Genomic DNA, 14,076 nt, shown 5'->3' with positions numbered 1-14,076 from the left:
TTCGATGAATCGCTTCATGGGGCACCTCGCTTGAATCGGGTGCCGTTATTTTAATTTTTAGCAGCGGTTTAGGGTTGGGTTTTCACACAGCCTCGGCCCAAAGCTGTAGTCTAGCCTCGGGGTCCAAATTGCCTCATTCGGAGTGCCCGGCGCTGTTCCATCGGTTGCAACTTCATTGCAACGGCGCGTTCCGATTCATCCCGGGATAGCCCAAAAAATCCCAGTTTTCGCGCCGCGTGGAGTGGTGGTTATCTCAACTCCCTTCAGTGCTGACCTGGGTCACCGTGGAGATGGGTAGCGGGTGTGCCAGGCGCCACACCTGCGCTGCGGCCCGGGCCATCCGGCGCGCAGGCAAAAAAAAGCCCGGCAGAACCGGGCTTTGAAGGGATCCTGGAAACGGGGGTTTCGCGAGGATCCAAGGAGACAACTCGTGCGCTGCAACCGGGGCTGTAGCGCGTGATGGGATTATCAGGGTAAGCCCTGAAAACGGCCTAGAGGTTGCTCTCCAGACCGCGTGCCCTGGGCTCAGCGCTTGCGGGGAGCGGCCGTCTTGGCGGCGTTGGCAGCGGTGCTGGCCACGGCGTTGAAGTTGGCTTCGGCCACGTCGGACGCTTGCTTGACAGCCTTCTGGACCGATTCAAAAGCGTTGTTGGCGGCAGAGACGGCGCTCTTCATCACAGCCACGGCGGTTTCGGAACCGGCAGGTGCGTTCTTGGCGGCGCTGTCGACCAGGCCGGTGAATGCGCGTTGTGCGTCGGAAGCCTGGCTTTCGAAAGCCTTGCCGAACTCGGCGCCGGTGCCGGAAGCGATGTCATACAGGTGACGGCTGTAAGCGGCGGTCTTTTCAGCCAGGGGCTGGAACAGGCCGGCTTGCAGAGCCAGCAGCTCTTGTGCGTCCTTCACACCCAGCACGGCCTGGCTGTGGCTGGCGGCTTCTGACAAGGCAGCGCGCGAGGCGGTCACGTTCAGTTCGACCAGCTTTTCCACGCCTTCGAAGGCCTTGGTCGTCAGACCGAACAGGGTTTCGAGGTTGGCTTTGTGGGAAGCGAGGATTTGTTCTGCGGTCAGCGTCATGTCATATCTCCTAAGAATGGGGCCCTGCGGGCCATGGTGGTTCACAAGACATCTGCGCTGGCCCTGACTCGAACAAGTCATGTTGCAGTGCAGCATGGATCGAATTTTAGGGACTTGGTGCCGGTTTGCAAGAGGTTTTTGTTGCGATGCAGCAAATTAGAGATGCAACCTCAGGAATCCCTGCCTTGCCACAATCGCGTCATGCACGCCTATTACGCCGACCAGTTTGTGCTGCCCCTGCCCGAAGGCCACCGCTTTCCGATGGCCAAGTACCGCCTGCTTCGCGACCGCATCGCCCAGCACCTGCCCGGCGTGTCGCTGCAGGTGGCGCAGCCCGCGGCCGACAGCGAACTGGCCTTGGCGCACGACAGCAGCTACATCGACGCCATCGCCGACGGCACTTTGCCGGCACCCGCCCAGCGCGAGATCGGCTTCCCCTGGAGCCCCGCCATGGCCGAGCGCGCCCGCCGCTCGGTGGGCGCCACGGTAGCCGCCAGCCGCGTGGCGCTGCAGGAAGGCGTGGCAGGCAACCTGGCCGGCGGCACGCACCATTCGTATGCCCACAAGGGCAGCGGCTTTTGCGTGTTCAACGACGTGGCGGTGGCTGCGCGGCTGATGCAGGTGGAGCGGGCCAGGGCGCGCGGCCGCCATACCCAGCCGCTCCGGGTCGCGGTGATCGATCTGGACGTGCACCAGGGCAATGGCACGGCGCACATCTTTCAGGACGACCACAGCGTGTTCACCCTGTCGCTGCACGGCGCGCGCAACTTTCCGTTTCGTAAGGAGGCGAGCGACCTGGATGTGGAGCTGCCCGACGGCTGCACCGACGATGCCTATCTGGAAGCGCTGTCGCACGCGCTGGACGCACTGGAGCACTGCTTTGCGCCAGAGATGGTGTTCTACCTGGCCGGCGCCGACCCGCACGAGGGCGACCGCCTGGGCCGGCTGGCCATCACGCACGACGGCCTGGAAGCGCGCGACCGGCACGTCTTCGACTGGGCCTGGCAGCGGCGGCTGCCACTGGTCTTCGCGATGGCGGGCGGCTACGGGCGCGACATGGAAGATACGCTCACGGCGCAGCTCAACACCTGGCGCGTGGCCTGGGAGTACCACCAGCGCTGGCAGAATGTGCGGCCATGACGTCCGCCGCCAGCACCCCCCACGCCACCCGTTCAGACACCACGCCCGCAGCCGTCCCCACGGCAACCTCGGCGGCGCGCCCTGCACCGCAGCCGCGCAGCGCCTACCGCGCGTTTCGCCCCATCACCACGCGCTGGGCGGACAACGATGTCTACGGCCATGTGAACAACGTCGTCTACTACAGCTGGTTCGACACCGCGGTGAACGCGCACCTGATCGAGCAGGGCGTGCTCGACATCCACGCGGGCGGCACCATCGGCCTCGTGATCGAGACCCAGTGCAACTACTACGCGCCGCTGGCCTTCCCGCAGACGGTAGAGGCAGGCATTCGCGTGGCGAAGCTGGGCAGCTCCAGCGTGCGCTACGAGGTGGGCCTGTTCGCGCAGGGCGAGCCGCTGACCGCCGCGGCCGGGCACTTCATCCATGTGTATGTAGACCGCGAAACCCGCCGCCCTGTGCCCGTGCCGGACGCGCTGCGCCAGGTGCTGCAGGCGCTGGTGGTCGCGGGCTGAGCGCCTGCAGTGCTGGTGCTATTGATTTAATAGCTGCTGACGCTTGCTCATCCAGCGGTAGGGCCATTTTTGGCCTGAAACGCTTGGGCCGGCAGGGTGGTGGCGGCCTTGAAAGCGCCGCACAGCGGCATGGCCTACACTTTGCGGCTTTGCTGCACGGCCTTCTGCGTCCCCGGCCTTCTTTGCGCCCGCACCGTCCATGATCATCACCAGCCTGCTCGACACCGACCTGTACAAGTTCACCATGATGCAGGTCGTGCTGCACCAGTTTCCGGGTGCGCAGGTCGAATACAAGTTCAAGTGCCGCAACCCTGGCGTGCAGTTGGCGCCGTTCGCCAATGAGATCCGCGACGAGATCCGGTCGCTGTGCAGCCTGCAGTTCCAGGACGCCGAGCTGACCTACCTGCGGTCCATGCGCTTCATCAAGAGCGACTTCGTGGACTTCCTGGGGCTGTTCCAGCTCAACGAAAAGTACATCGCAGTCACGCCCCTGCACAACGGCGAGATCGAGATCTCCATCCGCGGGCCCTGGCTGCACACCATCCTGTTCGAGATTCCGGTGCTGGCCATCATCAACGAGGTGTACTTCCGCAACACGCAGAAGGTGCCCGACTTTCCCGAAGGCCGCAGGCGCCTGGACACCAAGATCGCGCAGCTGCAGGCCGACGGCCTGTCCGACCTCAAGATCGCCGACTACGGCACCCGCCGCCGTTTCAGCCGCGCCTGGCACGAAGAGGTGCTGCGCGTGCTGGTGGCCCGCCTGGGCACGGGCGACCGCCGCCCGGGCGCACCGGCAGGCCCCGGCCAGTTCGCCGGAACCAGCAACGTGCTGTATGCCATGAAGCTCGGCGTGACGCCGCTCGGCACCATGGCGCACGAGTACCTGCAGGCCTGCCAGGCCCTGGGTCCACGGCTGCGCGACAGCCAGGTCTTCGGGTTTGAAATGTGGGCCAAGGAATACCGCGGCGACCTGGGCATCGCCCTGTCGGACGTGTACGGCATGAGCGCCTTTCTGCGCGACTTCGACCTGTACTTCTGCAAGCTGTTCGACGGCGCGCGCCACGACAGCGGCGACCCGTTTGCGTGGGGCGAGCGCCTGCTGGAGCACTACCGCAAGAACCGCGTGGACCCGCTGACCAAGACGCTGATCTTCAGCGACGCGCTCACCGTGACGCGCACCATCGAGCTGTACCAGCAGTTCCGCGGGCGCTGCCAGCTGGCCTTCGGCATTGGCACCAACCTGACCAATGATCTGGGCAGCCCGCCCGCGCACGAGCCGCTGCAGGTCGTCATCAAGATGACCCGCTGCAACGACCAACCGGTGGCCAAGCTGTCGGACACGCCCGGCAAGGGCATGTGCGACGATGAAAAGTATTTGGCCTATCTGCGCCAGGTGTTCGATATTCCCCAGCCTGCCTGACCCTGCGGGGCAGGGGGCGGCCTTCAGGGTCGACGCTCTGCATCCGCACAGCGGCATTCGCTGACATAGGGCTGCATTCAGTCGCGATCAGTCTGAAACAGTTGCATTGGCGGCACTCATCGGCACCCGCCGGCACCCGCGATGGGGCGCCACAGTTATTGGAGCGAGATGGAGACAACGAATATCTTGAAGGCGGCGCGCAGGCTGTCGGCCGCGGCGCTTTTGTTGGCGGCATGGCCCGGTGTGGCGCAGGCCGCCGATCTGGACGGGAGCACGCTGTCGGTGCTGTGGGGCGTGCCGTTCGCGGGCATCCTGCTGTCCATCGCGCTCATGCCGCTGCTGGCGCCCATCTTCTGGCACCACCACTTCGGCAAGGTGGCGGCCGCCTGGGGCCTGGCGTTCCTGCTGCCCTTCGCCGTGGCCTTCGGGCCGGCGGTGGCGGGCGCGAACCTGGTGCATGCGCTGCTGGCCGAGTACATCCCCTTCGTCATCCTGCTCACCGCGTTGTACACCGTGGCGGGCGGCATCTACATCCGCGGTAATCTGCATGGCAGCCCGGGCCTGAACACGGGGCTGCTGGCCCTGGGCGCGGTGCTGGCCAGCGTCATGGGCACCACGGGCGCGTCCATGCTGCTGATACGCCCGCTGATCCGTGCCAACGACAACCGCAAGCACGTGGTGCATGTGGTGGTGTTCTTCATCTTCATCGTGTCCAACGCCGGCGGCTCGCTCACCCCGCTGGGCGACCCGCCGTTGTTCCTGGGCTTTCTGAAAGGCGTGGACTTCTTCTGGACCGTGGGCCACATCCTGCCGGAGACAATGTTCCTCATCGGCACCTTGCTGGCGCTGTTCTTTGCGCTCGACACCTGGTTCTACCGGCAAGGGGCCGAGGTGCTGCCGCGCGACCCCACGCCCGACACGGGCGGTGTGCGCGCCTTCGGGTTCGACGGCAAGCTCAACTTTGCGCTGCTGGGCGCGGTGGTGGCCCTGGTGCTGCTCAGCGGGTTCTGGAAGTCGCCCGTCGTGTTCGACATCATGGGCACCCCGGTGGGCCTGCCCGGCATCGTGCGGGACGTGGGCCTTGTGGCCGTCACGTTGGCATCGCTGTGGCTCACGCCGCGCCAGGTGCACGACGACAACCAGTTCGGCTGGGCCCCGATGCAGGAGGTGGCCAAGCTCTTCGCGGGCATCTTCCTCACCATCATTCCCGTCATCGCGATGCTCAAGGCCGGCACGGACGGACCATTCGGCGCCGTGGTGCGGGCCGTCACCCGGCCCGACGGCACGGCCGACCCGGCCATGTACTTCTGGGCCACGGGCGTGCTCAGCTCGTTTCTCGACAACGCGCCGACCTACCTGGTGTTCTTCAACACGGCAGGGGGCGACCCGGCCGTGCTGATGACCACGCTGGCCCCCACGCTCGCCGCCATCTCGGCCGGTGCCGTGTTCATGGGTGCCAACACCTACATCGGCAACGCGCCCAACATGATGGTCAAGGCCATCGCCGAAGACCGGGGCGTGAAGATGCCCAGCTTCTTCGGCTACATGCTGTGGTCGGGCGGCATCCTGGTGCCGCTGTTTCTTGTCATGACATTCATCTGGTTCAGATGATGTACATCCCCCTGAGCGGCTGCGCCGCTTCCCCCTTCTCTCGCACCGCTGCGCGTTGCGGGAAGGGGGACGCCGCCCTCGCTGCAGGGCGGCCTTTGCACGGCGGCCACTGGCCTGGGCAGCGCCGGTTTTATAGGGCGACTGACCTCGCGAACACCTTGGAGATGAGACTATGAGCAAGCCCCGCATCCTGGTCGCGCGTGCGATCTTCCCGGACATCGTGGACCGCCTGCGCCAGCATTTCGACGTGCTGGACAACCCAGATGACACCATCTGGTCCCCCGCCGAGCTGGCCGAGCGCCTGGCCGACAAGGACGGCGCCTTCACCACCGGCAGCCAGCGCATCGACGCGGCGCTGCTGGCGGCCGCGCCGCGGTTGAAGATCGTGGCCAACATGGCGGTGGGCTACAACAACTTCGACGTGGACGCGATGACGGCCGCCGGCGTGTGGGGCACCAACACGCCCGATGTGCTGACCGAGACTACGGCCGACTTCGGCTTTGCGCTGCTGATGGCCACCGCGCGCCGCATGACGGAGTCGGAGCACTACCTGCGCGCCGGGAAGTGGACCAAGTGGAGCTACGACATGTTTTCCGGCAGCGACATCCATGGCAGCACGCTGGGCATCATCGGCATGGGGCGCATCGGGCAGGGCATTGCCCGGCGCGGCGCGCACGGCTTTGGCATGAAGGTGGTCTATCACAACCGCTCGCGCCTGTCGGCGGAGCTCGAAGCCGAGTGCAAGGCCACGTACGTCGGCAAGGAAGAGCTGCTCGCCACGGCCGACCATGTGGTGCTGGTCGTGCCCTACACCGCGGCATCGCACCACACCATCGGCGCGGCCGAGCTGGCGCTGATGAAGCCCACCGCCACGCTGGTCAACATCGCGCGCGGCGGCATCGTGGACGACGCGGCGCTGGCCGTGGCGCTGCGCGAGGGGCGCATTGCGGCGGCGGGCTTGGATGTGTTCGAAGGCGAGCCCAGCGTGCACCCCGACCTGCTAACCGTGCCCAACGTGGTGCTCACGCCCCACATCGCCAGCGCCACGGTGCCCACGCGCCGCGCCATGGCCAATCTGGCGGCCGACAACCTGATCGCCTTTTTCGACGGGCGCGGTGCGCTCACGCCGGTGAATACGCCCGCCGCCTCGAACCGCGGCTGAATTTTTAATAAAAACACCTGCTACCGCTGGATGGATAAGCGCGAGCAGCTATCAAAAGTATAGTAAACGCATTTTGACTACCGACACCCTCGTCTTGCTGGCCGCCCTGGGCCTGGTGATAGTGCTGCTGGCCATCGTCCTGCTGCGCCGCCCGAACGTGAATTGGCCTGCCGACTGGAACACCCGGCTGCAGGCGCTGGAGAGCATGGCCCAGGCCACCCGGCTGGCCGTGGCGCGCAACGATGGCGCGATGGAGTCGCTGGGCCAGCAACTCGGCGGCTTCACGCAGGCCACGCAGCGCCAGCTGGAGGCCCTGCGCGGCGCTGTCGACGAACGCCTGGGCCAGGCCGTGGGCGAATCGCGCACCGGCCGCGCTGAGCTGCTGGCTGCGTTCGGCGCGTTCGAGGCCAAGCTCGAGCAGCGCCTGGCCCAGGGCCAGGCCGAGGCCGCGCTGGCGCGCAAGGAGCTGTCGGATGCGCTGGCGGCGTTCCGTTCAGAGCTCACTCAGACTGCGCAGTCCCTGGCGTCCGACAGCCAGCGCTCGCGCGAGGCGCTGGCCGAGAGCACGCAGCTGTTCGAGCAGCGCATCCAGGAGCGCTTCGAGGCCCTGTCCGTCGCCACGCGCGGCACGCTCGACTCGCTCAAGAGCGACATCCACACCCAGCTGGGCGCCGTGTCCACCGCGCTCAAGGACCAGCTCGAAGCCAACGGCCAGCAGATCCGCCACCAGTTCGGCGTGCTGCAGGACGCTGTCTCGCAGCAACTGGCGGGCCTGGTACAGGGCAGCCAGCAAAATGCCGAGCAGCTGCGCACGGCGCTCAACGAACGCCTGGCGGCCATCCAGACCGACAACTCTGCCAAGCTCGAAGAGATGCGCCGCACGGTGGACGAGAAGCTGCACGCCACGCTGGAGCAGCGCCTGGGCGAATCCTTCAAGCTCGTGAGCGACCGCCTGGAGCAGGTGCACAAGGGCCTGGGCGAGATGCAGACCCTGGCCGGCAGCGTGGGGGACCTCAAGCGCGTGATGACCAACGTGAAGACGCGCGGCACGTGGGGCGAAATGCAGCTGGGGGCCATCATCGAGAACGTGCTCACGCCCGACCAGTTCGCGCGCAACGTCAAGGCCGTGCCCGGCAGCGACGACCTGGTCGAATTCGCCATCCGCCTGCCGGGCCGCGGCGACGAGCAGCCCGTGTGGCTGCCCATCGATTCCAAGTACCCGGTGGAGCAGTACCAGCGCCTGCTCGACGCGCAGGACGCGGCCGACAAGCCCGCCATCGCATCGGCCGGCAATGCGTTCGAGACCTCGATCAAGCTCGAAGCGAAGAAGATCTTCAGCAAGTACGTGTCGCCACCGCACACCACCGACTTCGCGGTGCTGTACCTGCCCACCGAGGGCCTGTTCGCCGAAGTCATCCGCCGTCCCGGCCTGGTCGAAGCGGTGCAGAACGACTGCCGCGTGATGATCACCGGCCCCGCCAATCTGGCCGCCATGCTCAGCAGCCTGCAGATGGGCTTCAAGACGCTGGCCATCGAAAAGCGCTCGTCCGAAGTGTGGGGCGTGCTCGGTTCGGTGAAGACCGAGTTTTCCAAGTTCGGCGAGATCGTCGAGTCGGCCCGCAAGTCCATCGACGCGGCGGCCAAGAAGTTCGACGACGTGGGCGTGCGCACCCGCGCCCTGCAGCGCAAGCTGCGCGACGTGCAGGAGCTGCCCGCACCCAACGCACCCACCGGTCTCGGAGCACCCGTCGTGCCGGCAGCGGGCACCGGCACGGCCGCACTGCCGGGCCTGGACCTGGAGGACGACCTGCCATGAACCGCAACCTGGCACGCCTGATTGCCGGGCAGGTCTGCGTGCACGCCTGCATGGCGGGCATGCGTTTGGCGGCCCCGTTGCTGGCCCTGCGCGAAGGCTACGGCGCTGCAGCGGTGGGCCTGCTGGTGGCGCTGTTTGCGCTCACGCAGGTGTTTTTGGCGCTGCCGGCCGGGCGCTATGCAGACCGCCACGGGCTCAAGCGGCCGGTGGGTTACTCCGTGGCCCTGGCTGCCACGGGTGCGGCGCTGGCCATGCTGTTCCCGGTGTTTCCGGTGCTGTGCATCACCGCGTTGATGACGGGCGGTGCGGCCGGTGCGGCCACCATTGCGGTGCAGCGCCATGTGGGCCGCGCGGTGCACGACACCACGCAGCTGCGGCAGGTGTTCAGCTGGCTGGCCATCGGGCCGGCGGTTTCCAACTTCATCGGGCCCTTCCTCGCGGGGCTCATGATCGACCACGTGGGCCGGGTGCCCGGCAGCATCGAGGGCTACCGGGGCGCGTTCGCGCTGCTGGCCGTGCTGCCGCTGCTGTCCTGGGTCTGCGTGCGCACTACGGTGGAGTTTCCGCCCGTGGTCGCGGCCAACGACGGCGTTCCGCGCCGCGCGTGGGACCTGCTGGGCGACGTGCCCTTCAGGCGCCTGCTCATCGTCAACTGGCTGCTGTCCTCGTGCTGGGATGTGCACGCCTTCGTGGTGCCGCTGCTGGGGCACGAGCGCGGCTTGTCGGCGTCGGTCATCGGCACCATCCTGGGCGCGTTCGCCATTGCCGCCACGGTGATCCGCATGCTCATGCCCATGGTGGCCGCGCAGCTGAGCGAGCGGGTGGTCCTGGCGGGCGCCATGGTGTCCACCACGGTGCTGTTTTGCATCTACCCGCTGCTGGGCAGTGCCCTGGGCATGGGCCTGTGCTCGGTGCTGCTGGGCTTTGCGCTGGGCTCGGCCCAGCCCATGGTGATGAGCCTGCTGCACCAGATCACGCCCTCGCACCGCCACGGCGAGGCGCTGGGCCTGCGGCTCATGGCCATCAACGCGTCGAGCGTGCTCATGCCGCTCATCTTCGGGTCGGCCGGAGCGCTGATCGGCGTGGGCGGGCTGTTCTGGGGTGTGGGCGCCATCGTGGCGGGGGGCACGCGCCTGGCGTGGCTGCTGACAGTGGCGCCGTCCGAGCCCGTGCAGGCGCCCAAGGACTCGGGAAACGGCACCTGAGCGGGCACCGGAATGGGTTTTCGTGCGGTATTGCGCGCAGCGTGGCAATCAGGGCTTGAGGGGCTGAGCAAGGGGCGCGAAACGTAGTAGATTCGCCCCATTCGACAGAGGGGGCTGACATGAGCGTTCCAACCTGGTCCCGGCACGTGCGCCGCCTGGCCGTGCTGCCGTTTCTGGTGGCGGCCCCCGGGTCATTTCTGCATGCCGACGAAGTCGTGGGCCAGGCGCATGCCCTGCTGCAGCAGGGCGACGCCCGGCGCGCCTTCGAGGTGCTGGATGCGCAAGAGGCTGCGCGCGCGGGCGACCCGGCATTCGATGCGGCCATGGGCCGTGCCGCCCATGCGGCGGGCCAGTACAGCCGGGCCGTGCTGGCGTGGGAGCGGGTGGTGGCGGCGCAGCCCGGCAACACCGAAGCCCAGTGGGAGCTGGGGCGCGCACTGCACGCCGTGGGCGACAAGCAGGGTGCCAACGCCGTCTCCGAGCGCGTTCGTGCCGCCGGCATCCCGGTAGACGCTGCGCTCAGCATCGACCAGTTTCTGGTGTCCTACGACCGCCTGGGCCACCAAGGCCGCTCCACCTGGAAGGGCCATGTCGAGCTGACTGTGGGCCGCGATACCAACGCGAATGCCGGCCCCGACCTGAATGCACCCGCGCTGTCGCCCCCTGGCACACCCGCCTGGTCGCTGGCCCCGGGTGCCGAGGCGCAGCGTGCGTCGTACGCCGCCGTGCTGGGCAACATCCGCGGACGGCATGTGCTGGACTCCCGCTGGTCGCTGATCGGCGCGGCCACAGGGGAAGTGCGCGGCTATTCCGACGCGGGCAAGCCCTACGACAGCGCGCAGCTCGATGCCAGCGCCGGCGTGGCCTACCGCGTGGAGCGCCACGAGTGGATGCTGAGCGCGCAGGGCGCCACCTACCGGCTCGATGGCGACACGCTGCGCAACATCGGCGGCGTGCTGGGCGAGTGGATCTACCGGCTCGACGGATTTCGGCAGTGGGACACCTTCCTGCAGGTGCAGGACCTGCGCTACCCCACGCAGTCGCTGCGCAATGCGCGCCGGACGGTGGGCGGTACCTCGTACGTCCACATCCTGCGCAACGGCAGCCTGTATTACGCCGGGCTGTATGCGGGGCAGGAGACCCCGCACGCCAGCGACGTGGACAACCTGGGTCACCACCTGGCGGGCCTTCGGGCCGGCGTGCAGTGGGCCATCACTGCCGACTGGGCGGCGTTTGTGCACCTGAACCACGAGCGCCGCCGCTACGGCGCGGCCGACCCGTTCTTCGGCGTGACACGGCGCGACCGCCAGACCTATGGGGTGCTGGGCGTGTCCTGGCTGCCGGCGCCCGGCTGGCGCATCACGCCGCAGTGGGCCATCACGCGCAATGCGTCCACGCTGCCCATCACCGATTACGACCGCCGCGTGTTCTCGGTCACCGTGCGCCGCGAGTTCTGAGGGAGTCCCTGATGCAGTCCAATTTTCCTTCTTCCCGGCTGGCACTGTGGCTGGCCGTGGCGGCTGCATGGCCGCTACAGGGCCTGGCCGCTGCCGGCCTGGTGCAGTTCGTGGCGGGCGATGTGCAGTTGCGCAGGGGTGCCGCCCAGGCGCCGGTGGCCAAAGGTGCCGAGGTCGAGAGTGGCGATGTCGTCGTGACGGGCGCCGCGGGCCGCGCGCAGATCCGCTTTTCGGATGGCGGGCTGGTGGCGCTGTACCCGGACTCGCAATTCACGGTCACACGGTATGCGGATGCCGGCAACGCGGCCGAAGACCATTTCGCCGTGGACCTGCTGCGCGGCGGCATGCGCGCCATCACCGGCCTGATCGGCAAGCGCGACCCGCGCAACTATCGGGTGACCACGCCCACGGCGGTAGTCGGCATCCGGGGCTCTGCCTTCCTCATCGCCTTCAATGCCGAGGGCGAGCTGGTGGTGTCGGGTGAGCAGGACGAGATCGAGGTGTGCACCGAAGCCGGTTGCGTGGGCGTGAAAGCGGGCGAATCGGTGCGTGTGGTGGCCAGCAGCCAACTGCCGCTGTACACCCACACACGCGCCGTGCTACCGCTGCCGCCGCCACCGGTGCCGTTTGCAGTGGGCGAGGAGCTCAACAGCAGCGGTCGCTTGGCGCCCACCCCGGTCGCCCCCGTGCCGCCGCCCGTTACCACCACACCCACTCCGCCCGCGCCCGGCGTGCCGCTGCCACCACCGCCGCCCACGACGACGGTACCGCCGCCAGACCCTTCCATCCCTACCGCGCCGCCGCCCCCGACCACGGGCACCCCCACGCAGCCACCGACGACGCGGCCGCCGGTGACCGGCGCGCCACCGACCACACCGCCCACGACAACGCCCACCACGCCCGCACCGCCGGCCACGCGTCCCCCCATCTTCGTGCTGCCGCCCATCGTGCGGCCCATCATCGTGCTGCCACCGATCGCGGTGCCGCCACCGCCGCCGGTGATCCGCTGACGAGGCGGCCCCTGCACGCACCAGCGGGTGGTGCGGACGGGGGCGCATGGCAAGGGCAGGGGCCCGCAGGCCCAGGGGCTCAGCCGTTCACAGCTGGTAGAACGACTTGATCAGCTCCCACGCTTCCTGCGGGTCGTCGGTGTAGTGAAACAGGCCCAGGTCCTGGGCCGAGATGGTGCCTTCTTCGACCAGCACCTCGAAGTTGACGAGCCGCTTCCAGTAGTCCGAGCCGAACAGCACGATGGGCACGGGTTTGGCCTTTTTCGTCTGCACCAGCGTGAGCACTTCGAACAGCTCGTCCAGCGTGCCGAAGCCGCCAGGGAAGGCCACCAGCGCCTTTGCGCGCATCATGAAATGCATCTTGCGCAGCGCGAAGTAGTGGAACTTGAAGCTCAGCGTGGGCGAGATGAAGCGGTTGCCGCTTTGCTCGTGGGGCAGGGCGATGTTCAGGCCCACGTTGAGGGCGCCCACATCGTGCGCGCCGCGGTTGGCGGCCTCCATGATGCCGGGGCCGCCGCCGGTGCAGATGTAGATGCGGTCCGCGGGCTGCTGGCGTTCACTGTGCTCGGCCACCACGCGGGCGAACTGGCGGGCCAGGTCGTAGTACTTGGCGTTGCGCACGGCTAGGCGCGCGCGCTGCAGGCGCACCTCGTCGCCGCTGGCTTCGGCCTCGAGCAACTGGGCATCGGCTTCGTCGGGCGCGATGAAGCGGGCGCTGCCGTAGACCACGATGGTGTTCTCGATGCCTTGCTCGATCTGGCCCAGGTCGGGCTTGAGCATCTCCAGCTGAAAGCGGATGCCCCGGGTCTCGCGGCGGAACATGAATTCAGGGTCGGCGAACGCCAGGCGATAGGCATCGGCGTGCAGCGGGTTGCCGTTGGCGGCGTGGCTTTGCAGCTCCGCCCAGGCATCGGCCAGGCGGCGGTCATTGAGTTGGGTATTGGCGTCCATGGCAGATCAGAAAAAAAGCGCTGCAGGCCGTCGCAAAAGCGCAGGTCGGCAGTGGGTTGAACGTGGGGTGGTGATGAGCGTTGCGCTTGATTATTACGCAGGATCAAGCGCGTGCAGCTATCAAAAGAGTAGCGCTGTGGATGCCCAGCACAGTGAGTGTGAGCGAGCCGAGCAAATGCACTGCGGTCGTGCCCAGCGCCAGCAGATAACGCTGCTGCTGCAGCATGCCCACCACCTCGGCAGAGAAGCTGGAGAACGTGGTGAGCCCGCCCAGAAACCCGGTGACGAGCGCCAGGCGCCACACCGGGTCGAGCTGCGGCAGCGCCTGGAACACCGCCACGCAGACCCCCACCAGGTACCCCCCGATCAGGTTGGCCGCCAGCGTGCCCCACGGCAGCAGGGCTCCCGCCGTGTTGAGCCAGATACCGAGCCGCCAGCGCGCCAGCGCACCCACGCTGGCACCGATACAGATGGCCACGACTGCAAGCATGGTGCGATGACTCCGGAGAAACGAAGGGCCGTATTGTCGGCGATGCTGTGTTCAGCCGGTCTGTACCGTGGCCACGGCTGCGCGAACCGCCATCCACCGTCAGCCTGGGACGCAACCCCGGCCAGCGCCACCGTGGAACCGGCTTGTATGGTGGAGGTGTTGGGGTGGAGGGCCTGAGTACCGGCTATCGGCTTTGACCGACTGGCGAAGATAGCCCCCACCCCGCCC

The 14,076-nt window shown here is 67.6% G+C and carries 12 protein-coding genes; 9 read left to right on the top strand and 3 right to left on the bottom strand.

The genetic code is table 11. The annotated features are described in order from the left end of the window. Nucleotides 1-525: 525 nt before the first annotated feature. On the bottom strand, nt 526-1,074 hold the full coding sequence (locus ASF16_RS11760; RefSeq protein ID WP_056167035.1) for a phasin family protein: 549 nt from the start codon (nt 1,072-1,074) through the stop codon (nt 526-528). A gap of 201 nt (nt 1,075-1,275) precedes the next feature. Here ASF16_RS11760 and ASF16_RS11755 point away from each other — a divergent pair, with 201 nt between their 5' ends. The 9 genes from ASF16_RS11755 (at nt 1,276) to ASF16_RS11710 (ending at nt 12,407) form a co-directional block, all read left to right on the top strand. Next, nucleotides 1,276-2,214 carry a histone deacetylase gene (locus ASF16_RS11755; protein ID WP_056167033.1) on the top strand — a complete coding sequence of 313 codons (939 nt, stop codon included), beginning with the start codon at nt 1,276-1,278 and terminating at the stop codon, nt 2,212-2,214. Beyond that, nucleotides 2,211-2,726, top strand: a complete 516-nt coding sequence (locus tag ASF16_RS11750; protein ID WP_056167028.1) for a thioesterase family protein — start codon at nt 2,211-2,213, stop codon at nt 2,724-2,726. Before ASF16_RS11755 ends, ASF16_RS11750 begins: the two co-directional genes overlap by 4 nt. Before the next feature lie 199 nt (nt 2,727-2,925). Further along, a complete protein-coding gene (gene pncB / locus ASF16_RS11745; RefSeq protein WP_056167027.1) occupies nt 2,926-4,146 on the top strand; it encodes a nicotinate phosphoribosyltransferase in 1,221 nt (406 codons plus the stop codon). A gap of 141 nt (nt 4,147-4,287) precedes the next feature. Next, a complete protein-coding gene (locus tag ASF16_RS11740) occupies nt 4,288-5,757 on the top strand; it encodes a sodium:proton antiporter (RefSeq protein WP_369817141.1) in 1,470 nt (489 codons plus the stop codon). Between the two features lie 172 nt (nt 5,758-5,929). Then, the gene (locus ASF16_RS11730; protein ID WP_056167019.1) at nt 5,930-6,919 is read left to right on the top strand and encodes a D-glycerate dehydrogenase; all 990 of its coding nucleotides are present in this window, start codon (nt 5,930-5,932) and stop codon (nt 6,917-6,919) included. A gap of 73 nt (nt 6,920-6,992) precedes the next feature. Beyond that, nucleotides 6,993-8,735: a DNA recombination protein RmuC gene (gene rmuC / locus ASF16_RS11725; protein WP_056167016.1), complete on the top strand. Its 1,743-nt coding sequence runs from the start codon at nt 6,993-6,995 to the stop codon at nt 8,733-8,735. After that, nucleotides 8,732-9,940, top strand: coding sequence for an MFS transporter (locus ASF16_RS11720; protein ID WP_056167012.1), 1,209 nt, complete (start codon nt 8,732-8,734; stop codon nt 9,938-9,940). The genes rmuC and ASF16_RS11720 overlap by 4 nt, the downstream gene beginning before the upstream one ends. A 119-nt stretch (nt 9,941-10,059) precedes the next feature. Beyond that, entirely contained in the window at nt 10,060-11,397 is a 1,338-nt protein-coding gene (locus ASF16_RS11715) for a surface lipoprotein assembly modifier (protein WP_056167009.1), read from the top strand. 11 nt (nt 11,398-11,408) lie between these two features. Beyond that, nucleotides 11,409-12,407: a FecR domain-containing protein gene (locus ASF16_RS11710; RefSeq protein WP_156372044.1), complete on the top strand. Its 999-nt coding sequence runs from the start codon at nt 11,409-11,411 to the stop codon at nt 12,405-12,407. 87 nt (nt 12,408-12,494) lie between these two features. Here ASF16_RS11710 and ASF16_RS11705 read toward each other — a convergent pair whose 3' ends face one another. Together ASF16_RS11705 and crcB are read right to left on the bottom strand one after the other, a co-directional pair. Then, a complete protein-coding gene (locus ASF16_RS11705) occupies nt 12,495-13,358 on the bottom strand; it encodes a TIGR00730 family Rossman fold protein (RefSeq protein WP_056167007.1) in 864 nt (287 codons plus the stop codon). Nucleotides 13,359-13,461: 103 nt separating this feature from the next. Beyond that, nucleotides 13,462-13,848 (bottom strand): fluoride efflux transporter CrcB, encoded by a 387-nt coding sequence (gene crcB, locus ASF16_RS11700; RefSeq protein WP_056167003.1) that lies wholly within the window; start codon nt 13,846-13,848, stop codon nt 13,462-13,464. Between the last annotated feature and the right edge of the window lie 228 nt (nt 13,849-14,076).

The organism is Acidovorax sp. Leaf78 (assembly GCF_001422735.1).
In the GTDB taxonomy this organism is placed as follows: domain Bacteria; phylum Pseudomonadota; class Gammaproteobacteria; order Burkholderiales; family Burkholderiaceae_C; genus Acidovorax.
This window is presented reverse-complemented; position numbering and strand designations above follow the sequence as displayed.